Source organism: Micromonospora sp. NPDC047467, from assembly GCF_040643095.1.
In the GTDB taxonomy this organism is placed as follows: domain Bacteria; phylum Actinomycetota; class Actinomycetes; order Mycobacteriales; family Micromonosporaceae; genus Micromonospora.
The window spans coordinates 255470-282124 of the sequence record NZ_JBEYTO010000004.1; the positions used below are offsets into that span (position 1 = coordinate 255470).

At 68.4% G+C, this 26655-nt stretch carries 27 protein-coding genes and 1 tRNA gene; 16 read left to right on the plus strand and 12 right to left on the minus strand.

The genetic code is table 11. The features are described from left to right. Window positions 1-11: 11 nt before the first annotated feature. Complete coding sequence (locus tag ABZ780_RS13710) at window positions 12-1289, minus strand: MFS transporter (RefSeq protein WP_357011839.1); 1278 nt, start codon at window positions 1287-1289, stop codon at window positions 12-14. Further along, window positions 1286-2620 carry a GH1 family beta-glucosidase gene (locus ABZ780_RS13715; protein WP_357486403.1) on the minus strand — a complete coding sequence of 445 codons (1335 nt, stop codon included), beginning with the start codon at window positions 2618-2620 and terminating at the stop codon, window positions 1286-1288. Before ABZ780_RS13715 ends, ABZ780_RS13710 begins: the two co-directional genes overlap by 4 nt. Window positions 2621-2824: 204 nt before the next feature. Between ABZ780_RS13715 and ABZ780_RS13720 the strand changes: the two genes are divergently transcribed. After that, the gene (locus ABZ780_RS13720) at window positions 2825-3271 is read left to right on the plus strand and encodes an SRPBCC family protein (protein WP_357011842.1); all 447 of its coding nucleotides are present in this window, start codon (window positions 2825-2827) and stop codon (window positions 3269-3271) included. Between the two features lie 311 nt (window positions 3272-3582). On the opposite strand, the gene aceE is transcribed toward ABZ780_RS13720, so the two are convergent. Beyond that, entirely contained in the window at window positions 3583-6321 is a 2739-nt protein-coding gene (aceE, locus tag ABZ780_RS13725; RefSeq protein WP_357011845.1) for a pyruvate dehydrogenase (acetyl-transferring), homodimeric type, read from the minus strand. 176 nt (window positions 6322-6497) lie between these two features. Between aceE and ABZ780_RS13730 the strand changes: the two genes are divergently transcribed. From ABZ780_RS13730 to ABZ780_RS13760, 7 genes are all read left to right on the plus strand, one after another. Further along, window positions 6498-6902 (plus strand): hypothetical protein, encoded by a 405-nt coding sequence (locus tag ABZ780_RS13730; RefSeq protein ID WP_357486121.1) that lies wholly within the window; start codon window positions 6498-6500, stop codon window positions 6900-6902. A 26-nt stretch (window positions 6903-6928) separates the two neighbouring features. Continuing rightward, the gene (locus ABZ780_RS13735; protein ID WP_357011849.1) at window positions 6929-7333 is read left to right on the plus strand and encodes a YjbQ family protein; all 405 of its coding nucleotides are present in this window, start codon (window positions 6929-6931) and stop codon (window positions 7331-7333) included. Between the two features lie 88 nt (window positions 7334-7421). Then, entirely contained in the window at window positions 7422-7901 is a 480-nt protein-coding gene (locus ABZ780_RS13740) for a MarR family winged helix-turn-helix transcriptional regulator (protein ID WP_357486123.1), read from the plus strand. Window positions 7902-7952: 51 nt separating this feature from the next. Continuing rightward, window positions 7953-10463, plus strand: coding sequence for a thiamine pyrophosphate-dependent enzyme (locus tag ABZ780_RS13745; protein WP_357486125.1), 2511 nt, complete (start codon window positions 7953-7955; stop codon window positions 10461-10463). A 112-nt stretch (window positions 10464-10575) separates the two neighbouring features. Beyond that, window positions 10576-11013, plus strand: coding sequence for a DUF3052 domain-containing protein (locus ABZ780_RS13750; protein ID WP_030330240.1), 438 nt, complete (start codon window positions 10576-10578; stop codon window positions 11011-11013). 84 nt (window positions 11014-11097) lie between these two features. After that, window positions 11098-11565 carry a peroxiredoxin gene (locus ABZ780_RS13755; RefSeq protein WP_357486126.1) on the plus strand — a complete coding sequence of 156 codons (468 nt, stop codon included), beginning with the start codon at window positions 11098-11100 and terminating at the stop codon, window positions 11563-11565. A 79-nt stretch (window positions 11566-11644) separates the two neighbouring features. After that, window positions 11645-11719, plus strand: a tRNA-Val gene (locus ABZ780_RS13760). A 223-nt stretch (window positions 11720-11942) separates the two neighbouring features. Here the strand turns inward: ABZ780_RS13760 and ABZ780_RS13765 are convergent. Further along, window positions 11943-12563, minus strand: a complete 621-nt coding sequence (locus ABZ780_RS13765; RefSeq protein ID WP_357486128.1) for a hypothetical protein — start codon at window positions 12561-12563, stop codon at window positions 11943-11945. A 947-nt stretch (window positions 12564-13510) separates the two neighbouring features. On the opposite strand from ABZ780_RS13765, the gene ABZ780_RS13770 reads away from it, so the two are divergent. Both ABZ780_RS13770 and ABZ780_RS13775 read left to right on the plus strand, forming a co-directional pair. Then, window positions 13511-14566 carry an IS110 family transposase gene (locus ABZ780_RS13770; RefSeq protein WP_357486130.1) on the plus strand — a complete coding sequence of 352 codons (1056 nt, stop codon included), beginning with the start codon at window positions 13511-13513 and terminating at the stop codon, window positions 14564-14566. A 195-nt stretch (window positions 14567-14761) separates the two neighbouring features. Continuing rightward, window positions 14762-15487 (plus strand): hypothetical protein, encoded by a 726-nt coding sequence (locus tag ABZ780_RS13775; RefSeq protein ID WP_357486131.1) that lies wholly within the window; start codon window positions 14762-14764, stop codon window positions 15485-15487. A 179-nt stretch (window positions 15488-15666) separates the two neighbouring features. On the opposite strand, the gene ABZ780_RS13780 is transcribed toward ABZ780_RS13775, so the two are convergent. Together ABZ780_RS13780 and ABZ780_RS13785 are read right to left on the minus strand one after the other, a co-directional pair. Next, window positions 15667-15996, minus strand: a complete 330-nt coding sequence (locus tag ABZ780_RS13780) for a hypothetical protein (protein WP_357486132.1) — start codon at window positions 15994-15996, stop codon at window positions 15667-15669. A 225-nt stretch (window positions 15997-16221) separates the two neighbouring features. Then, the gene (locus tag ABZ780_RS13785; RefSeq protein ID WP_357486133.1) at window positions 16222-16680 is read right to left on the minus strand and encodes a hypothetical protein; all 459 of its coding nucleotides are present in this window, start codon (window positions 16678-16680) and stop codon (window positions 16222-16224) included. 583 nt (window positions 16681-17263) lie between these two features. Between ABZ780_RS13785 and ABZ780_RS13790 the strand changes: the two genes are divergently transcribed. Next, entirely contained in the window at window positions 17264-17554 is a 291-nt protein-coding gene (locus ABZ780_RS13790) for a hypothetical protein (protein ID WP_357486135.1), read from the plus strand. Window positions 17555-17811: 257 nt separating this feature from the next. Here ABZ780_RS13790 and ABZ780_RS13795 read toward each other — a convergent pair whose 3' ends face one another. From ABZ780_RS13795 to ABZ780_RS13810, 4 genes are all read right to left on the minus strand, one after another. Continuing rightward, the gene (locus tag ABZ780_RS13795) at window positions 17812-17946 is read right to left on the minus strand and encodes a hypothetical protein (protein ID WP_357486137.1); all 135 of its coding nucleotides are present in this window, start codon (window positions 17944-17946) and stop codon (window positions 17812-17814) included. A gap of 111 nt (window positions 17947-18057) precedes the next feature. Next, complete coding sequence (locus ABZ780_RS13800; RefSeq protein WP_357486139.1) at window positions 18058-19233, minus strand: PIN domain-containing protein; 1176 nt, start codon at window positions 19231-19233, stop codon at window positions 18058-18060. A 642-nt stretch (window positions 19234-19875) separates the two neighbouring features. Beyond that, complete coding sequence (locus ABZ780_RS13805; protein WP_357486140.1) at window positions 19876-20316, minus strand: hypothetical protein; 441 nt, start codon at window positions 20314-20316, stop codon at window positions 19876-19878. Window positions 20317-20651: 335 nt separating this feature from the next. Next, the gene (locus tag ABZ780_RS13810) at window positions 20652-21092 is read right to left on the minus strand and encodes a hypothetical protein (RefSeq protein ID WP_357486142.1); all 441 of its coding nucleotides are present in this window, start codon (window positions 21090-21092) and stop codon (window positions 20652-20654) included. Between the two features lie 13 nt (window positions 21093-21105). On the opposite strand from ABZ780_RS13810, the gene ABZ780_RS13815 reads away from it, so the two are divergent. Next, window positions 21106-21648, plus strand: a complete 543-nt coding sequence (locus ABZ780_RS13815; protein ID WP_357486144.1) for an RICIN domain-containing protein — start codon at window positions 21106-21108, stop codon at window positions 21646-21648. Between the two features lie 113 nt (window positions 21649-21761). Here ABZ780_RS13815 and ABZ780_RS13820 read toward each other — a convergent pair whose 3' ends face one another. Together ABZ780_RS13820 and ABZ780_RS13825 are read right to left on the minus strand one after the other, a co-directional pair. After that, the gene (locus ABZ780_RS13820; RefSeq protein ID WP_357486145.1) at window positions 21762-22967 is read right to left on the minus strand and encodes a hypothetical protein; all 1206 of its coding nucleotides are present in this window, start codon (window positions 22965-22967) and stop codon (window positions 21762-21764) included. Between the two features lie 196 nt (window positions 22968-23163). Next, a complete protein-coding gene (locus tag ABZ780_RS13825; protein ID WP_357486146.1) occupies window positions 23164-23919 on the minus strand; it encodes a hypothetical protein in 756 nt (251 codons plus the stop codon). 257 nt (window positions 23920-24176) lie between these two features. Between ABZ780_RS13825 and ABZ780_RS13830 the strand changes: the two genes are divergently transcribed. From ABZ780_RS13830 to ABZ780_RS13845, 4 genes are all read left to right on the plus strand, one after another. Next, window positions 24177-24458 (plus strand): hypothetical protein, encoded by a 282-nt coding sequence (locus ABZ780_RS13830; RefSeq protein WP_357486148.1) that lies wholly within the window; start codon window positions 24177-24179, stop codon window positions 24456-24458. After that, a complete protein-coding gene (locus ABZ780_RS13835; RefSeq protein WP_357486150.1) occupies window positions 24455-25252 on the plus strand; it encodes an alpha/beta hydrolase in 798 nt (265 codons plus the stop codon). The genes ABZ780_RS13830 and ABZ780_RS13835 overlap by 4 nt, the downstream gene beginning before the upstream one ends. A gap of 133 nt (window positions 25253-25385) precedes the next feature. After that, a complete protein-coding gene (locus ABZ780_RS13840) occupies window positions 25386-26015 on the plus strand; it encodes an HAD-IA family hydrolase (RefSeq protein WP_357486152.1) in 630 nt (209 codons plus the stop codon). A gap of 97 nt (window positions 26016-26112) precedes the next feature. Then, window positions 26113-26625 carry a GNAT family N-acetyltransferase gene (locus ABZ780_RS13845; protein ID WP_357011874.1) on the plus strand — a complete coding sequence of 171 codons (513 nt, stop codon included), beginning with the start codon at window positions 26113-26115 and terminating at the stop codon, window positions 26623-26625. Window positions 26626-26655: the final 30 nt, after the last annotated feature.

Here is a 26655-nt window from a genome sequence, read left to right on the forward strand (position 1 = left end):
CGCCCCCTGACTCAGGGAACTGAGCGGATCTTGACGACCAGCGCGCTGCCGATCAGGGTGACCACGGCGGTGACCGCGTAGAGCGTGGCGTAGCCGCCCAGGTAGACCACGAGCGGGGCGGAGAGCGCCGGGCCGAGCACCTGCGGCGCCGAGTTGGCGATGTTGATGACGCCGAGGTCCTTGGCCCGGTCGGTGGCCCGGGGCAGCACCTGCGTGATCAGCGCGGCGTCGACCGAGAGGTAGACGCCGTAGCCGGCACCGAGCAGCAGGGCGGCGACGATCGCCATCGGCCAGATCGGCGCGACCGCGAGCAGCAGCGCCGCCACCGCCATGATCAGCCCGGAGGCGATCACATAGATCTTGCGCCGCCCGGAGCGGTCCGACAGCCGGCCGGCGACCACGGCGGTCAGCATCATGCCGAGCGTGTAGAGCAGGATCAGCACCAGCAGGCCACCCTCGGGGTCGGGGTGGCGCACCCCGTCGGTGAGGAAGTACAGCAGGTAGAGGGTGCCCAGCGCGTTGCCGAGCTGGACCAGGAACCGGGTGATCCAGGCCCAGGCGAAGTCCGGGTGCTGGCGCGGGCTGATCCACATCGAGGCCAGCAGCGCCCGCGCCCGCAGCACGGGCCGATGCGTACGCGGCAGCGGCTCGTCGGGGGTGAGCAGCGCGAACGGCAGCGACAGCAGCAGGATGGCCACGGCGATGGCCAGGTAGCCGGCGGCGTTGCCGGTGACCAGGGCGGTGACCAGCACCGCGCCGAGCACCAGCCCGAGCGCCTGCGGGATGCCGACCCAGCCGGAGACGCCGCCGCGCTGCGTCACCGGCACCCGGTCCGGGATGGCGGCGGTGAGGCTGGCCAGCATCGCGTTGAAACAGATCTGGGCGGCGACCCAGCCGAGGGCGACACCGAGGATGGTCCGCTGCTGGGCCAGCAGCACCAGCGCACCGGCGCCGAGCACCGCCCCGCCAGCGGTCCAGACATGCCGGCGGCCGAACTCCCGGCCGGCGATCCGCAGGCAGGTCCGGTCCGACAGCGCGCCCGCCAGGGGGTTGGCGAGCACCGCGGCCAGCGCGCCGAGGCCGGTGACCACGGCCAGCATGTTCTCCTTGTTGCCGGGCGCGATCTGCTCGATCTGCTGCGGCAGCAGCACCTGGATGGGCGTGAAGAACGCCATCCACACCCCGAGGTTGGCCGCGAAGATCAACCCGATCCAGCCGCGCCGCACCGGCACGGTCGGTTCGGCGAGCGCGGCCGGCAGCGACGCCGGGGTCGGGTCGAAGGTGGTCACTCCGCCGACCCCTGCCGGCGGGTCGCGATCACCTCCCGCAGCCAGGTGTACGAGGACTTCGGCGTACGGGTCTGGGTGGCGTAGTCGACGTGCACCAGCCCGAAGCGTTTGGTGAACCCCTCGGCCCACTCCCAGTTGTCCAGCAGCGACCAGACGAAGTACCCGCGCACGTCCACCCCGTCGTCGATGGCGGCCCGGACGGCCCGCAGGTGCCCGTCCAGGTACGCGATCCGCTCCGGGTCGGCCACCTGCCCGTCCGCGTCGGGTACGTCGTCGTACGCGCAGCCGCTCTCGGTGATCTCGATGGGCGGCAGCGCGTCGCCGTACGTGTCGCGCAGCCAGCCGAGCAGCTCGCGCAGCCCGTCGGGGGCCACCGGCCAGTCGAAGGCGGTACGCGGGTAGCCGTCGAGCGGCACCAGGTCGAACGGCAGCGGCGAACCCTCCTCGGCGGCCCGTACTCCGGTGGGGTTGTAGTAGTTGACCCCCAGCACGTCGATCGGGGCGGCGATGGTGTCGAGGTCGCCGGGGTGGATGACGCTCGGGTCGAAGCCGGGCAGGTCCGGGTAGCCCCGGCCGAGCAGCGGGCCGGTGAAGAGCCGGTTGTGCAGCGCCTCGTACGCGGCGCCGGCGGCGCGGTCGGCGTCGCTGTCGCCGAGCACCCGCACCGGGGAGTAGTTGTTGGCGATCGCCACCGGGCTGGCGGTGCGACCGCGCAGCGCGGCGACCGCGAGCCCGTGGCCGAGCAGTTGGTGGTGGGCGACCGGGAAGGCGTCGAAGAGCAGCATCCGGCCGGGGGCGTGCGTGCCCATGCCGTAGCCGAGGCTCATGTGGATGAACGGCTCGTTGAGGGTGATCCAGAGCCGGACGCGGTCGCCGAGGCGGGCGGCGGTCCGGTCGGCGTACTCGGCGAAGCGGGCGGCGGTGTCGCGGTGCAGCCAGCCACCGGCGTCCTCAAGTGGTTGGGGCAGGTCCCAGTGGTAGAGGGTGGCCACCGGGTCGATGCCGGCGGCCAGCAACTCGTCGACCAGCCGGTCGTAGAAGTCCAGGCCGGCGGCGTTGACCGTGCCGGTGCCGGTGGGCTGCACCCGGGGCCAGGCGATCGAGAACCGGTACGCGGAGACGCCCAGCCCGGCGAGCAGGGTGACGTCGTCGGCGTACCGGTGGTAGTGGTCGCAGGCCACCTCGCCGCTGCTGCCGTCGCTGATCCGGCCGGGGGAGCGCGCGAAGGTGTCCCAGATGGACGGCCCGCGCCCGTCGACGGTGGCGGCACCCTCGATCTGGTGTGCCGAGGTGGAGACGCCCCAGCGGAAGCCGGCGGGGAACTCGGGCATCGATGCGGTCGACAAGGCACCCTCCCGGTCAACGTGAAACGTGCTCGGGACTTTAGAGCGCTCTCGATGAATGCGCCATAGGCCGGTCTGGCGCGATGCGCAATGGTTGATCGGCGTGTCTTTTTCCGAACCCGTCCAGGTAAGTCCGATTTAACGCATAGAGTGCCGATATCGTGGGATGTCCTCACTGGAGGAAAGACGGAAATGATCCTCGTGGAACGCAGTGCGCACGTGGCGGCGCCGGTGGAAGTGGTCTGGGACGTCGTACAGCGGGCCGAGCAGTTGCCGGCCTGGCTGGCGGGGGTCCGCGCGGCCGAAGTGCTCTCGGGGGAGGGCTTCGGCCGGCGGCAACTGGTCCAGGCGGGGCGCGGCTCGGCGCATGAGGCCGAGGTGATCGCCTACCAGGAGCCGACGCTGATCGGCTGGCGGGAGCGGGCCAAGGGTGCCGGTGCTCGTGCGGAGGCGCGCACCGAGATCTATGTCCAGCTCACTCCCGATGAGGAGGAGGGCGGGACCATCGTGCGGCTCATCGTGGTCCGCTGGCCGGCTGGTCCGGTCAAGGCGGCCCTGCTGCGCCTGGGCCTGCGCCGGGTGGGCGCCGACCTGGAGGACTCGCTGGCCCGGCTCACCGACCTGGCCGCCGTCGGCTGACGAGAGCCCATCCTCCCGGCGTCACCGGCAACGGCGGTGGTCCGGATCCCCGCCAGGGACCCAAACCACCGCCCGCCCTCACCCCACCCGCCCCGCCGCCCTGCTCCGCCCCCACCGCCCCGCCCTCGCCCGGGTCGATCATGGAGTTGTGGTGCCTGGATTGAGGTGACTTCACCGCTTCGTCCCCCACCACAACTCCATGATCGACCCGGCGAGGGGTGGGGACGGGGGCGGGACGGGGGCGGGACGGGTGGGTGGAACTTGGAAGGGCCCGGCGCAACTGCGCCGGGCCCTTCTGGTGCGTGCTGGGGTTAGCTGTCGCCGCCGGTCTCGCCGACCGGGGCGGCGTTGACGTCGTCGATCGCGTACTTCTTGGCGGCCTCGGCCGGCACGGTGGCCGGCACCGCGCCGCTGCGGGCGAGCTGCCGCAGCGTGGCGACCACGATCGACTCGGCGTCGACGTGGAAGTGCCGGCGCAGCGCGTGCCGTGTGTCGGACATGCCGAACCCGTCGGTGCCGAGCGACGTGTAGTCGCCGGGTACCCAGCGGGAGATCAGGTCCGGTACGGCGCGCATCCAGTCGCTGACCGCGACCTTCGGCCCGTCCGCGTCGGCCAGCTTCTGCTGGATGTACGGGACCTTCGCCTCGGCGCCCGGGTTGAGCAGGTTGTACTCCTCGGCCTGCACCGCGTCGCGACGCAGCTCGGTCCAGGAGGTCACCGACCACACCTCGGCAGCCACCCCCCAGTCCTGGGCGAGCAGCTGCTGGGCCTTGAGCGCCCACTGCATGCCGGTGCCGGAGGCGAGCACGTTGGCCTTCGGGCCGTCGACCTGCGGTGCCGGCGAGTAGCGGTAGATGCCCTTGAGCAGGCCCTCCACGTCCACGTCGGCCGGCTCGGCCGGCTGCAGCGTCGGCTCGTTGTAGACCGTCAGGTAGTAGAAGACGTTCTCCTGCGCGTCCCCGTACATCCGGTGCAGGCCGTTTTCCATGATGTGCGCGATCTCGAAGGAGAACGCCGGGTCGTACGCGACCACCGCCGGGTTGGTGGCGGCGATCAGCAGCGAGTGCCCGTCCTCGTGCTGCAGGCCCTCACCGTTGAGCGTGGTCCGGCCCGCGGTGGCGCCGAGCAGGAAGCCCCGGGCCATCTGGTCGGCCGCGGCCCACAGCCCGTCGGCGGTCCGCTGGAACCCGAACATCGAGTAGAAGATGTACATCGGGATCATCGGCTCGTCGTGCGTGGCGTACGCCGAGCCCGCAGCGGTGAACGAGGCGACGGAACCGGCCTCGTTGATGCCCTCGTGCAGGATCTGCCCGGTCGTCGACTCCTTGTACGACAGGAACAGCTCCCGGTCGACCGAGGTGTAGCGCTGGCCGTGCGGCGAGTAGATCTTCGCGGTCGGGAAGATCGAGTCGAGGCCGAAGGTGCGCGCCTCGTCCGGGATGATCGGCACCCAGCGCTTGCCGAACTCCTTGTCCTTCATGATGTCCTTGAGCAGGCGGACGAAGGCCTGCGTGGTGGCCACCTTCTGCTTGCCCGAGCCGCGCTTGATGTCGGCGAACCGCTCCGGGCCGGGGATGCTCAGCCGCTTGGTGCTGGTCCGCCGGGTCGGCAGGTAGCCGCCGAGCTGCTCGCGCCGCTCCTTGAGGTACGCCAGCTCCTCGGACTTCTCGCCCGGGTGGTAGTACGGCGGCAGGTAGGGGTTCTCCTCCAGCGCCGAGTCCGGGATGTCCAGGTAGAGCCGGTCGCGGAAGGTCTTGAGGTCCTCCAGCGTCAGTTTCTTCATCTGGTGGGTCGCGTTGCGGCCCTCGAAGTGCGAGCCGAGCGTCCAGCCCTTGATCGTCTTCGCCAGGATGACGGTGGGCTGCCCGGTGTGCTCGGTGGCCGCCTTGTAGGCCGCGTAGAGCTTGCGGTAGTCGTGCCCACCCCGCTTGAGGTTCCAGATCTCGTCGTCGCTCAGCGGCTCGACCATCTTGCGGGTGCGCGTGTCACGGCCGAAGAAGTGCTCCCGCACGTACGCGCCGGACTCCGCCTTGTAGGTCTGGTAGTCGCCGTCGGTCGTGGTGTTCATGAGGTTGACCAGCGCGCCGTCGGTGTCGGCGGCGAGCAGCGGGTCCCACTCGCGGCCCCAGACGACCTTGATCACGTTCCAGCCGGCGCCCCGGAAGAACGACTCCAGCTCCTGCATGACCTTGCCGTTGCCCCGGACCGGGCCGTCCAGCCGCTGCAGGTTGCAGTTGATCACGAAGGTGAGGTTGTCCAGCTCCTCGCGGGCGGCCACACCGATCGCGCCGAGCGTCTCCGGCTCGTCCATCTCACCGTCGCCGAGGAACGCCCACACGTGCTGCTGCGAGGTGTCCTTGATGCCGCGGTGCTGCAGGTACCGGTTGAACCGGGCCTGGTAGATCGCGTTCAGACCGCCGAGACCCATCGAGACGGTGGGGAACTCCCAGAAGTCCGGCATGAGCCGCGGGTGCGGGTACGACGGCAGGCCGCCGCCCGGGTGGGACAGCTCCTGGCGGAACCCGTCGAGCTGGTGCTCGCTGAGCCGCCCCTCCAGGAACGCCCGCGCGTACATGCCGGGGGAGGCGTGGCCCTGGTAGAAGATCTGGTCGCCGCCACCGGGGTGGTTCTTGCCCCGGAAGAAGTGGTTGAAGCCCACCTCGTAGAGCGACGCCGAGCTGGCGAAGGTGGAGATGTGCCCGCCAACGCCGATCTCCGGGCGCTGCGCCCGGTGCACCAACATCGCGGCGTTCCACCGGACGTACGCCCGGATCCGTCGCTCGACGTGCTCGTCACCCGGGAACCACGGCTCGCGCTCCGACGGGATGGTGTTGATGTAGTCGGTGGTGGTCAGGGGCGGAACCCCGACCTGGCGCTCACGAGCCCGCTCCAGCAGGCGCAGCATGACGTAGCGAGCGCGTTTGGCGCCGCGGTCGTCAATGACACCATCAAGCGACTCGACCCACTCGCTTGTTTCTTCAGGGTCGATGTCCGGAAGCTGGCTCGGTAGGCCGTCGCTGATCACCGGGCGCTTGCGTTCCGTAGCCACAGGCGTTCCCTCGGTTGTGTGTGGGATAGGTCTCTAGCGCCATCCTGCCCCCTGGTGGCACCCCTCGTCACGCCTAGACCCCCCGGACGCGATGCTGAACACAGGTACCCGCCGGTAACTTAGCGCGACGGCGGGCAGCAGTTGAGTGGTTGCCCACCACTCCTACCGTCTGAGTCATGAACAGAGGCCATCTCGCGGTTGCCGTGAGCATGATCGTTATCGGGGTTGCCGGAGTGGTGATCGGCGCGGTCGCGGTCGCCTCCGGTGACGTGGCGGTGGTGGGGGCGGTGGCTCTCGGCGCCCTGGTGGTGGCGCTCGGCGTGGTCCTGCTCCGGGACGCGATCCGAGCGGCTCGTGTGCCGCACGGACCGGGCCAGCGACCTCGTCCGGATACGGGCGGAGGCGCGGTCTTCTACCCGGGGACGGCCGGCGACCCTGGTAGCGCAGACCTCGGCCGCCAGCGCAAACGCGACGACGGCGGGTCCGGCGGCCCGGAACCGGTCGGCGGTGACTCCGGCGGCGGCTCCGGTGGTGGTTGGTCCGGCGGTGGCGACTTCGGTGGCGGTGGCGGCGGTTCCTGACCGCCTACTGCGGCAGAATGCGACCTATGCGCAGTGACGTGATCACCGTCCAGACCGGGTCGCGGCCGACCGTCCGGGACATCACCGCCGAGGCACAGGCGTTCGTCTCCGGCGAGGACGACGGCCTGCTGCACGTCTTCGTGCCGCACGCCACCGCTGGCCTGGCGATCATCGAGACGGGCTCCGGCTCCGACGACGACCTGCTCACCGCGATCGACGCGCTGCTGCCCACCGACGGCCGCTGGCGGCACCGGCACGGCTCGCCCGGCCACGGCCGCGATCATGTGCTGCCGGCCTTCGTCCCGCCGTACGCGACGCTGCCGGTGCTCGGCGGCCGGCTGGCGCTCGGCACCTGGCAGTCGATCTGCCTGGTCGACACCAACGGCGACAACCCGACCCGCCAGGTCCGCTTCTCGTTCCTCCCGGCCTGAGGCGACCCAGCCGAGGGGGCCGCTCGGCCGGCGTGACCGAACCTGATCGTCGACCTGCTGAGCCAGGGGCGTTGCGTACGATGTGGCGATGGCGCAGGAGGTCGTTTTCGGATCAGCCGGGCCGGTGGAACGCGCCGGCCTGGCCGCCGACGTGGTGCGCCGGATGGGGCACGTGAGCGCCGCGCTGCGGCATCGGCAGGATTCCGGGTTCGCCGAGCTGGGGCTCACCCCGGCGTCGGCCCGAGCGCTGCACGAGCTGGACCCGGACCGCCCGTCGCCGGCCCGTGACCTCGCCGAGCGGTTGGGCTGCGACCGGTCGAACGTGACGGCACTTGTCGACAAGCTGGAGCAGGCCGGGCTGGTCGAGCGCCGCACCGACCCGACCGACCGGCGGCAGAAGACGCTGGTGGTGACCGGGCAGGGTCGGAGCGTGCGGGACCGGGTGGCCGAGGTGATGTCCGACTCCCGACTCCTGGCCGGGCTGACCGACGACGAGCTGGGCACCCTGCGTGACCTGGTGTGGAAGGTGTCCGACGGTGGCTGTCCGGAGCCCTGCGGACCGGAGTGACTGGACCCGCGCCGGCCGTGTCCCAGTGGGCGACCATGGCTCGCGTCGGTAATGCTGTCCGACGTGACCACCCCGCAAGATCTCGACGACCGCTTCCGGGAGACGCTCGCGGCCCTTCCCGCCGCGCAGCATCGGCGTGACCCCGCCGACCCGGTCACCGACGACGCCCCACTGACCGGCGCACAGCTGCTGGACCTGTTCGACGCGCAGGTGACCAGCCGGCAGCTCGACCTGGCCGGCCGCTGGTTGCGCAGCTTCGGGGAGGGCTTCTACACCATCGGCTCGGCCGGGCACGAGGGCAACGCTGCGGTCGCCGCGGCGCTGCGCCCCACCGACCCGGCGTTGCTGCACTACCGCTCCGGCGCGTTCTACTGCGTACGCGCCGCCCAGGCCGCCACCGACCGGGCGGACACCGGTGAGCCGGTGCCCGCCACCGACCCGGAACCACCGGCCGACCCGGAAGCACCAGCCGACCCGGAGGCGCCCGCCGACCCGGAGGCGCCCGCCGACCCGGAGGCGCCCGCCGACCCCGAGCCGTCCGCCGCCCCTGAGCCGTCCGGCCCCGCGCCGAGCGCAGGTGGGTTCGCGGCGTACGCGGACGCGGCCCGGGACGTGCTGCGCGGGATGGTCGCGTCCAGTCAGGAGCCGATCGCTGGCGGCCGGCACAAGGTGTTCGGCCGGGCCGACCTCGCCATCGTGCCGACCACCTCCACCATCGCCTCGCACCTGCCCCGGGCGGTCGGGATGGGGCTGGCCGTGGAGCGGCTGCGCCGGCTGGACAGCGCCGGCCGGCGTACCGGCGCCGGGGCGCGGGTGGGCGGTGGGGCCGACGCCGCGAACGCCCCGTGGCCACCGGACGCCATCGTGGTCTGCTCGTTCGGTGACGCGTCGGTCAACCACGCCAGCGCCACCGCGGCCTTCAACACCGCCGGTTGGTACGACCACGCCGGGCTGCGCATCCCGGTGCTCTTCGTCTGCGAGGACAACGGGCTGGGCATCAGCGTCCGCTCCCCGCAGGGCTGGGTGGAGGCGACGCTGCGGGCCAAGCCGGGCATCCGCTTCTTCAGCGCCGACAGCGCCGACCCGGTGCGGGCGTACGCGGTGGCGGTGGAGGCCGCGGCGTGGGTGCGTCGGCACCGGCGACCGGCCGTGCTGCACCTCCGCACGGTCCGGCTGATGGGGCACGCCGGCGCGGACGCGGAGTCGGCGTACCGCAGCCCGGCCGAACTGGCCGAGGACCTGGACCGGGACCCGGTGGCCGCGACCGCCCGGCTGCTCGTCGAGGCCGGCGTGGCGACCGGCGAGGAGTTGCTGGCCCGGTACGACGAGACCGGCTGGCAGGTCCGCCGGCTCGCCGAGGATGTGTTGGGTGAGCCGAAGCTGGCCTCCGTGGCCGAGGTGGTGTCGGCGCTGGCGCCCCGCCGGCCGGTGCGGGTGGCGCGGGCGGTGGCCGACGCGGCGGCGCGGGCCAGTGGGCCGGGCGCGGGTGCCCGCGCGGAGGCGTTCGGGGGCAAGCCGCCTGAGCTGACCGGCCCAATGACGTTGGCGCAGAGCATCAACGCGGCGCTCGCCGACGGGATGATCGACCACCCGCAGATGGCCGTCTTCGGCGAGGACGTGGCCGCAAAGGGCGGCGTGTACGGGGTGACGAAGGGCCTGCGGGACCGGTTCGGGGCGGCCCGGGTCTTCGACACCCTGCTCGACGAGACGTCGGTGCTCGGGTTGGGCCTCGGCGCCGGGCTGGCAGGGATGCTGCCGGTGCCGGAGATCCAGTACCTGGCGTACCTGCATAACGCCGAGGACCAGCTGCGCGGTGAGGCGGCCACCATGCAGTTCTTCTCGCGGGGGGCGTTCCGCAACCCGATGGTGGTGCGGGTGGCCGGGCTGGCGTACCAGGAGGGGTTCGGCGGGCACTTCCACAACGACAACTCGGTGGCCGTACTCCGGGATGTGCCGGGTCTGGTGATCGCGGTGCCGGCGCGGCCGGACGACGCCGCGCCCATGCTGCGGACCTGCCTGGCCAGCGCGGCCGTGGACGGCAGCGTAGTCGTGTTCCTGGAGCCGATCGCGCTTTACCACACCCGCGACCTGTACGCCGAGGGCGACGGGGAGTGGCTGGCCGGCTATCCCGAGCCGGGCTCGTGGGTGGCGGGGCACGTGCCGATCGGCCGGGCGCGGGTCTACCCGGTCGGCTCGGCCGACGACCTGACCATCATCACCTTCGGCAACGGGGTGCGGATGTCGCTGCGGGCCGCGGCCGTCCTCGCCGAGGAGAGGGTGGGCACCCGGGTGGTGGACCTGCGCTGGCTGGCGCCCCTGCCGGTGGCCGACATCATCCGGGAGGCCTCGGCGACCGGCCGGGTGCTGGTGGTGGACGAGACACGCCGGTCCGGCGGGGTCGGCGAGGGAGTCATCGCCGCGCTTGTCGACGCCGGATATGTCGGCGCCGCGCGACGAGTAGCCGGAGTTGACTCGTTTGTACCATTAGGTCCGGCAGCACGCCAGGTTCTGGTCTCCGAGGAAGCCATTACCGACGGTGCCCGTACGCTGCTGGCACGGTAAATTCCGATCCACCCGGTGTGCCACTTGCGCGGGGGCCCACAACTGTGTGGACTTTGCCAGACGGCGTCGCCCTGACGCCGCGAGCAGGAACGAGAAGAGGAGGCACGCGACAGTGAGCGCGACCGCTGGTCAGGCCGCCGACGGGGTACGCAGCCTGGCGGACCGGTTCGGCATCGAACCGGGGATGGTCGTCATGGAGATGGGGTACGACGATGACGTCGACCAGGATCTCCGGGACGCCCTGACCGACCGCTGTGGAGACCTGGTCGACGAGGACACCGACGAGGTGGTCGACGCGGTGCTGGTGTGGTACCGCGACGGCGACGGTGACCTCTTCGAGCTTCTCGTCGACGCCCTTGGCCCGCTGGCCGACAACGGTGTCGTGTGGCTGCTCACCCCGAAGGCGGGGCGCGAGGGGCACGTCGAGCCGAGTGAGGTCGCGGAGTCCGCGCCCACTGCCGGCCTTCAGCAGACCTCGACCGTCAACGCCGGTCGGGACTGGAGCGGCGCCCGCCTGGTGCTGCGCCGGGGGGCCAAGGCCAAGAAGTAGCCCAATCGGCCCCTCGCACCCGGCGGTCCACACCGCCGGGTGTGGCAGGCTGGCGTCATCCAGCGAGCGACCCGAGGAGTCCTCATGCCCATCGTCACGGTCGGCGCCGAGGCACCGGACTTCGTGCTGAAGGACCAGAACAACCAGGAGGTCCGGCTCTCGGCCTTCCGGGGCAGGCGCACCGTGCTGCTGGTCTTCTACCCGCTCGCCTTCACCGGCGTCTGCCAGGGCGAGCTGAGCGAGGTGCGGGACAACCTCGATGAGTACGTCAACGACGCCGTCCAGGTGCTGACGGTCAGCGTCGACTCGGTCTACAGCCACAAGGTCTGGGCCGACCGCGAGGGCTACCAGTTCCCGATGCTTGCCGACTTCTGGCCGCACGGCGCGGTCGCCCAGGCGTACGGGGTCTTCAACGACGTGGCCGGCTTCGCCAACCGGGGCACCTTCGTCATCGACAGGACCGGCGTGGTGCGCTTCGCCGAGATGAACGGCCCGGGGGAGGCCCGCGACCAACAGGGCTGGCGCAAGGCCATCGCCGAAGCCGCCGCCTGACCGGGGTACGCCGCGCGCCCCGAGCCGGCGGGAGCAGGTAAGCTTGCCAGCCACCGGCCCGCCGCACACGGGGCGTTCCGGGCGCGTAGCTCAGTGGGAGAGCACTCGCCTTACAAGCGAGGGGTCGCAGGTTCGAAACCTGCCGCGCCCACCATCATCACCAGCGGAAACCGCCCCAGGAAAATCAGTTCCCGGGGCGGTGACAGTAACGGTGACAGCAATAGCACTCACGAGAGTCTTCCGACGCGGACACGTTGCGGCGGGGTAGAGGGCTGGCCGGGCTGCCGGTAATGTCGGGCTCCACTTGATGCGTGACGGATTGGTTGTCAGATGTTGGGTGACACGTCCGGCTAGATCGGGTCACCCCGGGAATGAGGTCAGCCAGGGTTGGCGGCGCTGTCGACCAATTGTGCGAGCTTCAGTAGCTCCCAAGCATGGAAGCGGCTTTCCGAGTTGCCATGCCCCGCGTCGAAGCGTGCAAGCCGCCGAAGCTGGGTGATGGTGTCTGCCAGCAGTTCCCGTTGATCCGGTGCCAGCTCACCGCTTGTCGTAAGGATCGCCGTCACGAGGGTGTTGAGGTCAGCCGCCGCAGGGTCGCGGAGCATGGACATAGCGATAAGTCCCCTACGTCTGCCGGCATGGAGCGCGTGTAGGGCGGCCTGTCTCGACGCGCCGTACCAGCGGTCGGGGACGTTGCTGGGGTTGCGGTCAGCGGGTCGAGGGCTGCGCTGGCCGTGCAGCTTTGCTTGCCGGCGCTGTTCGGCGTATCGACGAACCTCGGCCTTCCATTGCTCGCGGCTTTCGGTCAACGCGTCGAGGGCTCGTATGAGAGCGGCCTCGTCCCGCTCGTACGGCCCTGCGATCTGCGCCAAGAAGCTTAGGGTCGCGTTGAAGCCGATCGGCCGGTACAGCTGCACGCATGACCGCAGAGCCCCGACTCGATGCCGGTACGGCAACGCCTCGTCGCGGACCTTACGGGCGTAGGTGCCAAAGCTCACCCGGGAAGGCTACCGGTCCGGATCCGACCGCTGGGCAGCGTGATCTTGTCACCCATCATGTGAAGTCAGCGTGTAACGCGTCATTCGGAGTCGGACACCGGGTTGTCGGCAATGTCGGGTCTCAGGATGTGCGTGACAACGGCGATGCCGGCGATGTCGACTGTCGGCGGACTGCCGGCGGGCTGCCGGCAATGTGGTTCAAACTTTCTGTACGTCTTCAAGGCGGCCCTGAACGGGCCGCACGCGCCGCCGCCTGGGCGCGCGCCGGCCGCTGCCGCTGTCGCTCTGCGGCCGTCACGCCTGATGCCTGGCGGCTGGCGCGAACAGCGGGAAGCCCGGAGGGCCGCCGCATGACGACAGGCCGTTGACCGGTGGGGTGGTGGCCGGCAGCCGGCCGGGCCGCGCGGCCACGAGCCCGCGCGGCGTAGGGGAGCGCACGCCGGCCGCGTCGACGAACTGGCGGCGGTCGCGGGGCGCGGCTACTGCGCCTCCGGCGGGGGCGCTCCGGCTCCAGGATGGCCGGGGCCGTCAGCGGCTCGCGGTCCGTAGGTGGTTACGGTGGCGAGCCCATCCCGCCCGCCATCGACCCGGGCGAGCCGAGCAGACCGCCGCCCGGCCCGCCAGCGTCCGACCGTGCGTCAAGGCCGTCTTGACGTGGCGGGCCGGGCGGCGGCCCGCTCCCTAGGAGGGCGGGTCGGCGGCAGACAGTGAGGATGGTGGGGTGGGTCGCCGGGCTGGTCTGACTCACCGGCAGACCGACGATTGCTGTCCTCATCCCGATTCGTCGACCACGCCCGGTGGCCCCGGGAGCTGCATGTCACCGGTTCGGCGTCGTGACCTGATAGGAGCCTGTGCGAGAGGCGCCCACCACTGTGTTGTCCGCATCGCCTGACCGGTGACGTGTCCATGTGTTCTCGACGCGACCGAGAAAGGCGGACTTCACCAGCATGGCAGCGAAGAAGCGATCGGTCATCGGTGGTGTCGACACCCACCGCGACACCCACCATGTGGCGGTCATCGACAGCACCGGCGGCCTCCTGGGCGACGCCGAATTCCCGGCAACCGCCGCCGGCTACGTAGACCTCCTGGCCTGGATGCGCTCGTTCGGCCGGGTGTCCACGGTCGGAGTCGAGGGCACCGGCAGCTATGGCGCTGGCCTTGCCCGCCATCTGACCAGCAAGAAGGTCACCGTTGTTGAGGTCGACCGCCCGGATCGCAGGACTCGCCGGACCAAAGGCAAGTCTGACCCGATCGACGCCATCGCCGCCGCCCGGTCCACCCTCGCCGGCACCGCCATGGGCACACCCAAGACCCGCAGCGGACCTGTCGAGGCCGTCCGTGCCCTGCGAGTGGCCCGCCAAGGCGCAGTCAAGGCCCGCACGGCGGCGATCAACCAGATGCGCGGCCTGGTCGCCGCCGCCCCCGAAAACCTGCGAGCCCAGTTGGCCAAGCTCAGCGCCGCCGTCCTGGTCAACCACTGCGCTGCACTCACCAGCGACCCCGCCCGGCTGCACGATCCGGAACAGGCCACTGCCGCCGCGTTGGCCGGACTCGCTCGGCGAGCCAGCACCCTCACCGAGGAGATCACCACCCTCGACCGACAGCTGGCGCCCCTGGTCCGCCAGGCCGCGCCCCGCACCAGCGCTCTGTTCGGCGTCGGCACCGACGTCGCCGCCCAACTGCTCACCACCGCCGGCGACAACCCCGACCGGCTGCGATCAGAAGCCGCCCTCGCCCACCTCTGCGGCGCAGCACCCATCCCCGCCAGCTCCGGACGAGTGCGCCGCCACCGCCTCCACCGAGGAGGCGACCGCGGCGCCAACCACGCCCTGCACACCATCGCACTCTGCCGCCTGCGCTACGACCCACGCACCCGCGCCTACCAGCAACGACGCATCACCGAGGGCCTCAGCAAGCAGGAGATCCTCCGCTGCCTGAAGCGCTACATCGTCCGCGACGTTTACACCGCCCTACGGGCCGACTTCGCCGCCCTCGCTCCTTGACCTCCATAGGAGCATCGGGATGGGCGGTGTGGCTTCTCCTAGGTAAAGTCGCTGCTACTCGAACGCCGGATTAGGACGGAGCGCGTCGGCGTGCTTACGAAAATATCTCAACTACTGATGCAGCGCGGGCACGAAGTTACGAAGCAGGGGTCCGATCGGGACATTCTTTTGCCTGACTGTGACGACGCGAATGTCGTGCGCGCATTGAAGGACATCCTTTACTTTGAAATGTCGAAAGACTCATTTCGAAAAGCGCTTCGCGACATGGCTTTCGGGAGCACCGAGTTAGAGGGGCCGAGTGTTGACGCGGTGAATGGCTACCTAGCCATTTGTCGAAGCATTGGGACTCGTCGCGGAAAGCGCTTTCAGCTGACGCAAGGCCTGTATGCCAATACCTTCGAATGGTATATTAGTCAGCTATTCGTTCGTGAATTCGCTGCGCGTGCATCGGGGTTTGGGATCAGACTAAAGGACGCTGACCCGGGCGACGAATTCGATTGCGTAGCGCTACTTGATGAGGGATTAGTGTTTGTAGAATGCAAGACGGGAAAAGGTAGCCTATACCCCGAGGTGGGCAAATTTGTACGTCGAGACAGGGAGGTGATGGCCAAGTACTCATTTTTCCTCTATGATCGAGACTATACCTTCAACAAGGGGCCGGAAGACCTCCCGGAACTGGAGAAGGCGTCCGCCGTGAAGCTAGGAATCGACAGCATCGCGCGTGTGGAGAAGGGTGTGTGTTCCTTTTTTGAAGTTACCGGAATCCCGAATGAGCATGGCGAAAGCAGGTTCTTTCTTGCATCCTCTGCTTTTAATGGTCTACGGTCTCGCATGAGGTACATGTTGAGGTACACGGACCATCTCCGCGAATTCGAGAACCCGACTCACGACTTCGTTCATATTCCGTTGGACTTTGCCTGACGAGTGGCGGTCCGGACCATGGAAGCCGTGCCCGATACGTGCCCGATGTAGCGGTCAACACCGGCCTACAGCGGCACTACCGACAGTTGAAAGCCGAACGCTCCGTGCCCGACTCTCTGTTAGATCGACTACACACCGCGTGGATCAACGCGATTCCCAAGCTGAGATTTCGGTCGGAGCTACTCGTCTGGGTACTTGTGGACTCCGATCCGCCACGGCGAGCCGACGTCGTCGCGTTCAGCGATGTGCCCGATCGGGAGCGAGGCTAGCTCGGCGACTGTCTCGTCCTGGTCGGCGATGTGCCGGATGCATGCCACCACCGAGGCTCCGGGAAGGGTTGGGTCGTTCACCCCGTCGCCAACTAACCAGTCGTTGTCGCCGTCATGGATGACGACGCGTGCTGGCTCCGCCGCGTTGAGTACGGTCGTTTGGACTACTGCGCACAGGTTGTGTGGGAACTGGTCCTCGTCGAAGGGGAACGCGACATCCTGGAAGACCTCGTGCGACATGGGAACAGTATGAAGCAGACCGAGGTCCAGGATCGGCCAGGTGAGTTGGAGGATCTGAGTGACTAGCTGGGTGACAACCGGGCCGGACAACGCCGGACGCCCGCGGACTGCCAGGGACCGCAGTTCGAGCTCAGGGGCAGATCGGCCGCAGGTCACGGCCGGCTGTTGATTGCCTGGGGGTCAAGGAGTCGGGTCATTCCAAGCGCGTCCTGTAGCGATGGCCGCTCAGGCTGGATGGTGGCGAAGGAACGACTGCGCCGCTGCCTTCATGGCCGCTACCGCTTCGTCTGCCTGGTCATACGTTGCGCCCCATCCGGCATACAGCTCTAAGAAGCGATCGCCCACCGCTCGCAGTTCTGGCATTCCGGAGTAGCACGCCTGCCAGTAGATCTCGTGGGCCAGGTCCTCGGGATCACCCTTGCCAGCAACGATGTTCGCCGCTGCCTGACGCATGAGGTGTAGCCGGGCGCCGCTCTTGTCCGGGACCGGACAGCCGAGCTCGTCCATCGCCTTCCGGAACAGGTCGACGGCCTCCCGTGACTGGCCCTTGGAAAGGCCAGCGAGTTCACGCAAGCTCGGAGAGTCGATGCCTCGGGTCAGGGCGTGAGCGGCCGCCATCGGCAGGTCATCGCCGACCGGCTCGTCCATCGCTAGCCGAATGGCAAGGCCGCGCAGCTGCTCCATGCCGCAGAGGCTAGGCGGTGCGCAGGTCGCCGGCCAAGGCGTGGATGATCGAGAGCATGCTTGGGGACGCGGGCAAGGGTGGACAGCCCTCGACGGTCTGGGGCACAGGCGGGGCACAAGACCTCGTGAAACGTCGTCAACCAGTGCCGAACCATGGCAGCCCGAGACGCCGCATGAGCAGGCGTGCAGGGCCGTCCCGCTGGTTGCGAGCTTGCGGCTCTTAGTTCCGCTTCAACGTCTGACACTCGGGCTGGGTGACCAACTGGGTGACGACGGGCGCGGGCAAGGCCGGACGTCCGTGGACTGCGGTGGACGGTTCGGACAGCTCAGCCCTGCGGCTGGCGCAGCTCATAGCCGGCTGGTGGTTCCTTCACACCGAAGCGGTCGCCGTGCCCGATGTGTGCCCGATGCAGGGGTCAACACCGGCGCACAGCGGCACTCCGGCTGCGGCCAGATGGACGCTGCGTGCCCGCCTGCCAGGTGGGACGGGTACCCACGGTGCAGATCAACGCAATTCCCAAAGCTGAGAGTGAACGCCCCTGGGCCAAGGTGCCACAGGTAGAGACGTCCTATCATGATCGGCGTGGTGGAGCCCAGGATTCTGGCTGAGGTGCGGTTGGGGTCGCAGCATCGGCCTACCGGGTTCACCCGCCACTACTACGGCTACGCCGACGGGCATCGTGTCGAGGTGCCGCCCCCAGTGAGCTTGCGCATCGTCCAGTACGACGGTGACGAACCCCGGGCCTACCTGTTCTACTGCGACGACAGCGGCGAGGAGATGACCGACACCTTGCACGACTCCGTTGCTGAGGCCATGGAGCAGGCCACGGCGGAGTTCGGTGTCCAGCGATACGACTGGGACTTCAGGCAGTAGGAACACGCGCGGGCGCTTCCCACTGCCGCATCCTCGACAGCAACGGCGACAGCAACCGGCCCGGACGAGGGCAGCCACCGACAGCCGGGCGCGGACAGTCGGCCGAGGTCGCAGACGCGGACGGACACCGCCGGACGAAGCGCCCAGAACTTACAAGCGAGGGGTCGCAGGTTCGAAACCTGCCGCGCCCACCCTCCGACCAGTAAGCGAAGAGGGCCACCGGATCACCGGTGGCCCTCTTCGTCTCAGTTGTCGTCTCAGTCGGCCTTCCAGAGCAGTCCGGCGACCTGTCCGGCGATGCCCTCGATGAGTTGCGGCGCTAGGTGCTGGTACCTCGTCGTCATGGCCATCTGGGACCAGCCCATCACTTCCATGACGGCGCGGGTTGGCACGCCGAGAACTAGGAGCGAAATCCTTGCGGACGCCTGGGAGGCATGGCCGCGCGGCTAACTCGTTGGCGCGAGCCGTCTTAGGGGCGGGGCCTGGAGTTGTGTGACTGGGTGTCAAGCGCTGCCTTCCAAGAGTTTTACGCTGTCAAGCAAATTCCTTACTCGCGCGAGAGGTACGCGTACTTTCGCTCCGGAGCCACGTGCGCGTGCATCGTTGAGGGCGTCCACTGTCTCTATGCATTCGATAAGCATTTTCTCAGTCCTCGCTAGCTCTTGCCGTATTGACTCGATCTCGGCGTCAATGGCGCTTAGTAATTCGGGCATGTCTTTAAATTGCTCACGCCTATGCATGGCGTGTTCAATTTCGTGCGTAAGTCGTACGTGTCTAGAGTTGAGATGGTCGAACAATATTTCAGTCTTGCTCATTGCTATCCCTAAGGTTGCTGAGGAAAGTCGCAGCTCGTCCTTCGACTCGCTAGGCGGTGGCAACGCATCTGCCTGCCTTAGGGTGTCCTCGCTGACCGAAATCATTAGATGCTTGCGAGCGTGGAACAGGAAGGTCTGCGTGGACATGAGCACGAAGGGCACACCCGCTTCTTTCCGGCACTCATCGACCAGTTCGGGTCTAGCGCCTAGTGTCCTGCCAGACGGCTTCCAAAACCAATCGTCTTTGACGTCCCGCGTGACAATTAAAAGCGGGATATCACGCCTCTTGACCTCGGCTAATGCCTGAGACCACAGGAGGTAATCGCCGTGGGGATCATCCTTCTTGTGATCCAAGAATCCCGGCGGTCGCTTCTCTGATATTCTGCGGTCGGCCTCTGCTCGTGCATCTTTGTCTGCCTCGGCTGTCGGCGGCTCGCCGACCTTTCCCTCCAGGATTTGTTGGAGGTCTGCGAGGATTAGATCGTTGCGCAGCGCGTCCTGGGGCACGCCATGTTGCTGGCGCATCCTCTGAAGTTCTTTGATCGCTTGATCTAAGCCGTTAAGGGCCAAAGTTTTAAGGCGATCGGCCTCAGAGTTTGGTAGCGCAACCCTCCCGGATAGCTCGGTTAGCTTAATCCGAAACTCGGTGTCGAGCTTATCCCGAAACTCAGTAACTAGTGATATCGAATCTCGGTAGGCTGAATCGTGTTCGACGATTACCGGGACGCGGTTCTTGTGGAACTCTAGGGCAACCTGGTGGGGAATCCAAAGGCGGCTACCGACTTTGCGCAGGGTGTCAAGTAATTCGTTCCTGGCTTGAGCTGCAAACCTGTAAGCGTCTAAGAGAACGTTCGTGTCTAGCACGATAAGGCCATTCGTTATTGCCTCTAGAGTGTCCGCTTCTGTGGGTGGCAGCCAATGGTGAAAGTGATTGCTGAGGCCAGTCACTAGTTCCCCTGGACGGTCTTGTATGCCTAACGGATGGGGTGGTGGAAGCTTACCGGAGAGAAGTGCTCTTCATGGATACGTTGCCGTGCGACCCGCAGGGCGGCCGCGGGTGGTGGGACGGACTGAGCCTGGGTCAACGCGTCGTCTCAGATCTCGTCTCGTTCATCCTCGTTCGCGCGTGATCGCGAGCCCTGTGGGAAGACGCTGGCCAGAGCAGGCGACGCCCGGCGAACTCAGCGGAACAAAGCAGCCGCCAACTTACAAGCGAGGGGTCGCAGGTTCGAAACCTGCCGCGCCCACCCTTCACCACCAGCGCAAACCGCCCCGAGAAGACCACTTCCGGGGGGGGGGGGGGGGCTGACAGCAACGAGGTCCACGAGAGCTGCCCACCGAGCGCCTGACGCATCGCGTCGAGGTTGGGTCGCAGCGACCACCGCCAGTGGCATTGCCGCAACACTGGCCGTCCTTCTACCGAGCGCCGCACTACACAGCCGGGTCATGGCCGTGGCAGATGCCCGACCGGCGCGGGACTCCGCTGGTGGCGGATCCCGCCACTGATCATCCGTTCACTGTCCGAGCCGGCTGGTGGGTCAGCCATACGCCGACCAGCGCCACGAAAGCCACGCCGTCAGCGACCAGGCACCAGATGATGGACGCCATGAGTTGGGGCTGGGCCTCGAACAGAGGGGTGCCGATCAGGGCCACCCAGCAGGTGAAGAGCGCGACGCCGACCGCAGTGGTGGTCAGGAGCCCCGACAACCAGCCGCGGGTCGAGACCAGGGCAAGGGCGACCACGACGGCCAGGGCGAGCGCCAGGAAGTAGAACGGCAGGTAGCTGAGGATGAACGTGCCGAACCTGCCGCCGGCCTCCAACTCGCCCCACGCCTCTCGGTCTGGCTGGGAGAAGCGCAGACCGTAACCGAGGATCACCCAGGCGATCGCGACCGCGCAGGCGGCGACTGCCTGTGAGGCTCGTCGACGGTGCCTCGAATTCCGCACGGCGACACCGTACTTGCCGGCGGCAGACGCCGGCTCCGCGCTTCGGCTCAGTGTCGGACACGAGCTTCGACGGCGCCGGGGCGGTGGAACGGTCAGGCACCGGGCCGCACCCAGCGCGGTTTGGCCCACCTGCTCGGCCGTGTTGCCGCTCGCTCTTTTCGGTGTTATGAGGGCATTTGTTGCCGAGCATTACCGTCCGAGACGACGGCAATCGGAAGATCTTCGCTATTCAAGATAATGTTATGACTTATTGCGGATGCTGGGGATGTCCAGTTTGTTGGCAGTGGGTCGATGCATCTGATCGGCGCTCCTGATTGCCTTATTGTAAATCGCATTTAGGGTTCCGGCTGACCGGTGGGTCCGGCGCGGCCAATCAGCGTCCACAGCGGACCGAGAAACCAGACGGGCCGCCCCGAACGGGCGCAGTTTTGCCACCCGCTTGACCTGTTGTCGGCCATCAAGCGCACGCCGTACGGTTGCGGCACCAGCATCTCGTGCGATTGGCCAGATAAATTACGGCAAATTGCAGCGATTCTGTGGAGTCGAAATTCGTCTTTGATGGGAATAAAAGTGAAGAACATGACAAGGTCTGTGGCGGTCTTGGCGGTTCTGGCCATGGCCGCGGCGGGATGCGGGCAGGACGCAGAGTCAAGCCCGTCCGCGTCCGAGCCGGCCACGCCGACGAGCGCGGCGTCCGCACCTGCGTCCGCATCCGCATCCGCGTCCGCATCCGCATCCGCATCCGCGCCCCAGGCGGCGGCGGTCGACACGTCCATCAACGAGAAGCCGGTGGACGGCTCAGACGCCGCTGCCGTGAAGACAGTCGATGTCCGGACGCGGCCGGCGGCGCAGGCCCCAGCCTCGGCGTCGGGGTACTACAAGCTCAAGACGGTGTTCCGCGGCGAGGACGAGTGCCTGGAAGGCAACCGCGTCGACGGCAACTCGACCCTCGCCGGCGCCGCGTTCCAGGACACCTGCAAGGACGTGGACGGGCAGGCTTGGAGTTTCACCAAGCGCCCCGACGGCTACTACACCTTGCGGACGAAGTTCCTCGGCGAGGAGAAGTGCCTGGAAGGCAACCAGATCGCCGGGAAGGTCCTCGGCGGTGCCGCATTCCTCGACACCTGCCGCGAGGTCACCGGACAACAGTGGAAGCTGGTCGAAGCCGGTGACAACCTCTTCCGGCTACAGACGAAGTTCCGGGAAAAGGAAGGCGAATGCCTGGAAGGCAACCGGTTCGCGCCGGAGTCCGTCCTGAAGGGTGCGTCATTCACGGACAAGTGCCAGAACGTGACCGGTCAGCTCTGGTACCTTACCGCGATTCCTGCCTGACAGCACTGCACTGACCCGGAGGAGCCCGGACAACAGTCCGGGCTCCTCCGCGTGCGCGTGGTAGGTCCGGCGTCACTACGGCGACGTCAAGCCGGCGCCAAACTGCTGCGGGTCTAATCGGTCAGTCGGGATATCAGTTCATTACGCAGGGGCCACGATTCGTCATTGACGCACTCTGCGAGGGAAGCCAGCCCAAGTGCCAGAGGCCAGGAAACCGCATCCCGGTGCTTGCGCGGCAGCATCTCAAGCGGCCGACGAGGGTCCCACAGTCGCACAGGTGCGAGGTTGACCGGCATGACTTCGTGGACGAAAGACCGCTCCACCCGCCGCACTGACCGGTCGAGCATCTGGTCACCGGTGAGTCTGAGGAGGGTTGCTGCGCAGAATTCGGGCATGGCTCCCCGGCTGATCCAACGACCATGGCCAACGACAGCGCTGCGCCGTATCTCGTTCGCTTCCAGGTGGCATTCTTCCTGTAGTTCGCGCTCGGCCCCGTTGATGACAATTGTTTGGATCGTCCAGTCGGCCATGTTGTCAGGCATGTCCTTGGGTTCGAGTGCACCCGATCCGGACGGGGCAAGCAAGCCGGGACTGCCCATGTTCTCGGGGGTCTGCGACACAAGGAGCAATTGCCCATCGGTGGTGAAGGCAAGCGTCGATACGCCGATGATGTTCGCGAGACGGCTGCGCCTGAAGGGGATCAGCCGTCCCTCGGGGTCGAGGATGAGATCACGACCACGAAGGGCGGGGCTCTTGCGCCCCACCTGCCAGACATCCAAGGGGGCGAGCAGGTTGCTGCACAAGAAGTCGAAGTAGCGGGCCGCTCTCAGCTTGGCGACGTCGTCGCCCAGAAGATCCGATGCCAGGCAGAGCACGCGGTCGTTGTAAATCTTCCCGGTCTTGGCGCGGCGGGTCAGATAGTCAAGGGACCAGGTCCTCAAGTCACGGGGAAGCACGTAGTCCGGGGTTTGAAGAATGGCGCGGATGGGTCGTTTGCGGAGTTCGGCGTTCTCCCGAGACAGCATTATTCCTACGTCTCGGGCGCTTTCTATGCTCGGGCCGAGGGCGGCCGACTGATCTACAACGTCCTTGTATTTGTCGCCCTCTCGCGGCTGGAACCGCAATTCCTCTGAGCGGCGGCGGTTGGCCCGGGTCTCCATGAAGGAGAGGGTAGCGCCAGCAAGTCCCGCAGCCACGCTAACTGTCCGAGGCGGATTGACCAGGGCGGTTGCTGCGCCGAACGAGGCCAAGGCAATGCCGACGGTGGTGAGTCGGAAGCGCCACAGCCGGTAGCGCCAGATGGTCAGCTTCGTCCTCACCGATCTCTTAGCTCCAAGCATCTGTGCTCTCCGCCGGTGTGGCTGCCTCGGGTGCTGCATCCTAACGGCGGATGAAAACTTGTCGCGTACGGCTTAAATCCAAGAGCCGGCAGAGAAGTGGGACAATTCTGAACACGACCGGCGGCCGAGATCTTGTCTGCATCGCCAGCGTCGGATATTTGACTCCTGGGCGAGCCTACGAGCAACGTACCCGTACCCGATCCAGCTCGTCTTGCGTGCCGATGGCCGACCGGTGCTCGGGGTGCTCGACGTAGTGGCGGATCGTTTCCGCGAGGAATGTCGGATCGATGTGCAGTGGCGCCATCGGCAGCGAGAACGGTACGGGTGGGCGGCCCGGTGTCGCCGGCTGTTGCATGAGGGTGAGGTTCACGGTGCGCCGGGCCGGTGACGGTGGTCCGCCCGGAAGCAGCCGGTCCCAGCGGACGAACGCGCGCCGTGCCAGCCCCTGCTTGGTGATGCCGTCCCGGTCCAGGATCAGGCGTGGTCGGTCCAGCAGCAGCACGGCCGCCATGGCTGCCAGGACGACGGCCGGGACGGCGATGCTCACGGCGAGGACGCCGGGTATCTCGGCGAGCCGCACGCGGTCCGCGCCCGGAACCCGCTCGGTCAACACGGCACCCCCGGCCAGCCAGCCGATGAGGATCACCCAGGGGCCGAGCCAGCGCGGGCTGGCCGACGCGACGAACTTCTCCGCCCCGGCCGCCACCTCCCAGGTCGCCGGCCACTGGCGCACCCGTCTGGTGAGCAGGGCGTGTCCGGCCCACGGCACCAGCAAGCAGGCGGCCTGGACGGCCGCCCAGACCAGGAAGGCGACGCCACTCGGATCGATCCGCCAGGTCACCGGTTTGAACCACAGTTCGGCGCAGACCCGCAGGGCGAGCGCGGTCACCGCGAAGGGCCAGATCAGCAGGCGCGCCACGCGAGGGGACATGCGTGGCACCGTAGGCGACCCGGGCAACATGTCCGGGTGCCGTCCCGTTCAGCACCCGCCGGCAACTCGCCCATCAGCTCGCCCTGGCCCGCCAGGAGAACGCCGAGCGGCGTGCGACCCGCCGCGACGAGCTGCGGCGCGAGGCGTACGTCGGGTTCCTGAGCGCCTGCGACCAGGCGTACCGGCGGCTGGACCGGCGGTGGGTCGAGCCCGCCGGCGACGGGCCCCCGCCCGGCTACGACGAGACGTACGCGGCGATGCGCGCCGTGGACGAGGCGTACAACCTGGTGTTGCTGGAAGGCCCGGCGGACGTCGCGGCGGCGGCCCGGTCGGTGCTGGCCAGCCTCACCACGGAGTACGCCGACCAGCGCCGGCTGGCCGGCGAGCCGGGCGACGCGGTGGTGCCGCTGCGCGACAGGCACCGGGACCGCTGGCTGGCCGCGATCGAGGTACGGACGGATCGGCGCGTTGCGTACGTCGACGTCGTGCGCCCCGTGTTGGATCGGACCTGTGACGCCGAAGAGCGGGAGGCCGGGTGAGTTACGCGCAGGTCAACGGGCTGCGGCTCTGGTACGAGTCGCACGGCACGGGTCGGCCGCTGGTGTTGCTGCACGGCGGCTACGGGTCGGTGGAGATGTTCGCCCCGATCGTGCCGGCGTTGGCCGAGCGACGCCGGGTCGTCGCGGTCGACCTTCAGGGTCACGGGCGCACGGCCGACGTCGACCGGCCCCTGCGGTACGAGTCGATGGCCGACGACATCGCGGCGCTGCTCGGGCACCTCGACCTGTCCACGGCCGACGTGCTGGGCTACTCGCTGGGCGGCGGTGTCGCGCTGCGTACCGCGATCCAGCATCCGGCGTTGGTGCGTCGGCTGGTGCTGGTCTCCACCCCGTGCAAGAGCGCTGGCTGGTATCCGGAGGTGCTGGCCGCCATGGCGACCCAGGACGAGCGCACCGGCGAGCAGATGCGCGGCACGCCACCACACGTGCTCTACGAGCGGGTCGCCCCGCGTCCGCAGGACTGGCCGCGACTGTGGGCCAAGAGCGGTGACCTGCTGCGCCGTGACTACGACTGGTCGGCCGAGGTGGCCCGGCTGAGCATGCCGACGATGCTGGTCTTCGCCGACGCCGACTCGATCCCGACCCGTCACGTGGCGGAGTTCTACGGGCTGCTCGGCGGCGGGCACCGCGACGCCGGCTGGGACGGCACCGACCGTCCGGCGGCCCGGCTGGCCGTGCTGCCCGGGCACACGCACTACGACATCATCGCCGCGCCGGCCCTGCCGGCGGCGGTGCTGCCGTTCCTCACCCACCAGGTCGGCGCGCCCACCTGAACCCTGGGATGGTCGAGGCGGGGTGGTGGTCCGGCGCCGTCGGTGTGGTCCAGGGCGCGCTGGTGGCACCTGGCCGGCGGCCCGATCGGCAGCTCCCTATCCTCGTTACGGAGCGTATTCGGGGAGGGTGATCGTGGAGCTGGCGGACATCGACGCGGTGCTGTTCGACATGGATGGCACGCTGGTGGACTCCGACGCCGCCGTGGAGCGGGCGTGGGAGCGGTGGGCGGCCGAGTACGCCGTCGTGCCGGCGGCGGCGCTGGCGATCGCGCACGGCAGGCCCGCCGATCAGACGATTCGCCGGCTGCTGCCCGCGCTCGACGACGCGGCGGTCGCCGTGGCGGCGGCCCGACAGTTGGCATTGCAGTACGACGACCTGTCGGACGTGTCGCCTACCACCGGCGCCCACGAGCTGCTGACGACCCTTGCCCGGTTGGGGATGCCCTGGGCAGTGGTGACCAGCGCCGACGCCCGGCTGGCCGAGGCCCGGCTCGGTGCCGCTGGCATCGAGCCGCCGGTGCTGGTCACCGTGGAGGACGTACGGGCGGGCAAGCCGGACCCGGAGGGCTACCTGCGCGCGGCCGCGTTGCTCGACGTGCCGCCGACGCGGTGCCTGGTCGTCGAGGATGCCGAGGTCGGGCTACAGGCCGGGCGGGCGGCTGGCGCGCTGACCGCTGCGCTGAAGGGACTCGACGGCGACCTGCGGCTGGTCGACCTGACGCAACTGGCGGACGGACTGGCGTCGGCTCCCACGGCACGCTGACCGGCGAAAGGAACCAGTCGGTGGGTGGGGTGGCAGGGTCGGGTCGGTTCTGCTGCACTACCCGCTGGAGGCTGACACCCAGAGGAAGGCGGAGCCGGTGGATGTGACGTTGACGCCGTTGAGCGAGCAGGAACTGGCCCGGTTGCGGGACCCGCTGGAACGGGCGTACGCCGAGGATCTGGCCGCGCACCAGGGGATGAGCCCACAGGCGGCGCGGGAGCGGTCGGCGGACCAGCTACGGCAGTTGCTGCCGGCGGGCGCGGCCACCGAGGGGGTGCTGCTGCGGATGGCGCGGGTCGGCGACACCGAGGTCGGCTGGATCTGGGTGACTCTGCCCGGGGCGGCCGGAGCCACCGACGTCACCCGTGCCTGGATCCACAACATCGAGGTGCAACCGGCGCATCGGGGACGGGGGTACGCACGGCGGATGATCCAGCTCATGGAGGCGGAACTCGCCCGACTCGGGGTGCCCGAGCTGGGGCTGAACGTCTTCGGCACGAACACCGTGGCGATCGGGCTCTATCAGAGCCTCGGATTCCAGGTCACCGCTCAGCAGATGGCCAAGCGGATCGACCGGCGGGCTGACCCGGCGGCGACGCCGGTCCCCTGAGCAGGACTGTTCGTCCGTCCAGCGGGAAAC

What these genes read in the sequence shown, in the direction of transcription:
- ABZ780_RS13715 (WP_357486403.1), bottom strand. Translation starts at nt 2,620, where the DNA reads ATGCCCGAGTTCCCCGCCGGCTTCCGCTGGGGCGTCTCCACCTCGGCA.
- ABZ780_RS13720 (WP_357011842.1), top strand. Translation starts at nt 2,825, where the DNA reads ATGATCCTCGTGGAACGCAGTGCGCACGTGGCGGCGCCGGTGGAAGTG.
- ABZ780_RS13730 (WP_357486121.1), top strand. Translation starts at nt 6,498, where the DNA reads ATGAACAGAGGCCATCTCGCGGTTGCCGTGAGCATGATCGTTATCGGG.
- ABZ780_RS13735 (WP_357011849.1), top strand. Translation starts at nt 6,929, where the DNA reads ATGCGCAGTGACGTGATCACCGTCCAGACCGGGTCGCGGCCGACCGTC.
- ABZ780_RS13740 (WP_357486123.1), top strand. Translation starts at nt 7,422, where the DNA reads ATGGCGCAGGAGGTCGTTTTCGGATCAGCCGGGCCGGTGGAACGCGCC.
- ABZ780_RS13745 (WP_357486125.1), top strand. Translation starts at nt 7,953, where the DNA reads ATGCTGTCCGACGTGACCACCCCGCAAGATCTCGACGACCGCTTCCGG.
- ABZ780_RS13755 (WP_357486126.1), top strand. Translation starts at nt 11,098, where the DNA reads ATGCCCATCGTCACGGTCGGCGCCGAGGCACCGGACTTCGTGCTGAAG.
- ABZ780_RS13770 (WP_357486130.1), top strand. Translation starts at nt 13,511, where the DNA reads ATGGCAGCGAAGAAGCGATCGGTCATCGGTGGTGTCGACACCCACCGC.
- ABZ780_RS13780 (WP_357486132.1), bottom strand. Translation starts at nt 15,996, where the DNA reads ATGTCGCACGAGGTCTTCCAGGATGTCGCGTTCCCCTTCGACGAGGAC.
- ABZ780_RS13785 (WP_357486133.1), bottom strand. Translation starts at nt 16,680, where the DNA reads ATGGAGCAGCTGCGCGGCCTTGCCATTCGGCTAGCGATGGACGAGCCG.
- ABZ780_RS13810 (WP_357486142.1), bottom strand. Translation starts at nt 21,092, where the DNA reads ATGGACGTGTCGACCGCCGCCGCCTGGGGCGCGGATGCGGATGCGGAT.
- ABZ780_RS13825 (WP_357486146.1), bottom strand. Translation starts at nt 23,919, where the DNA reads ATGTCCCCTCGCGTGGCGCGCCTGCTGATCTGGCCCTTCGCGGTGACC.
- ABZ780_RS13830 (WP_357486148.1), top strand. Translation starts at nt 24,177, where the DNA reads ATGCGCGCCGTGGACGAGGCGTACAACCTGGTGTTGCTGGAAGGCCCG.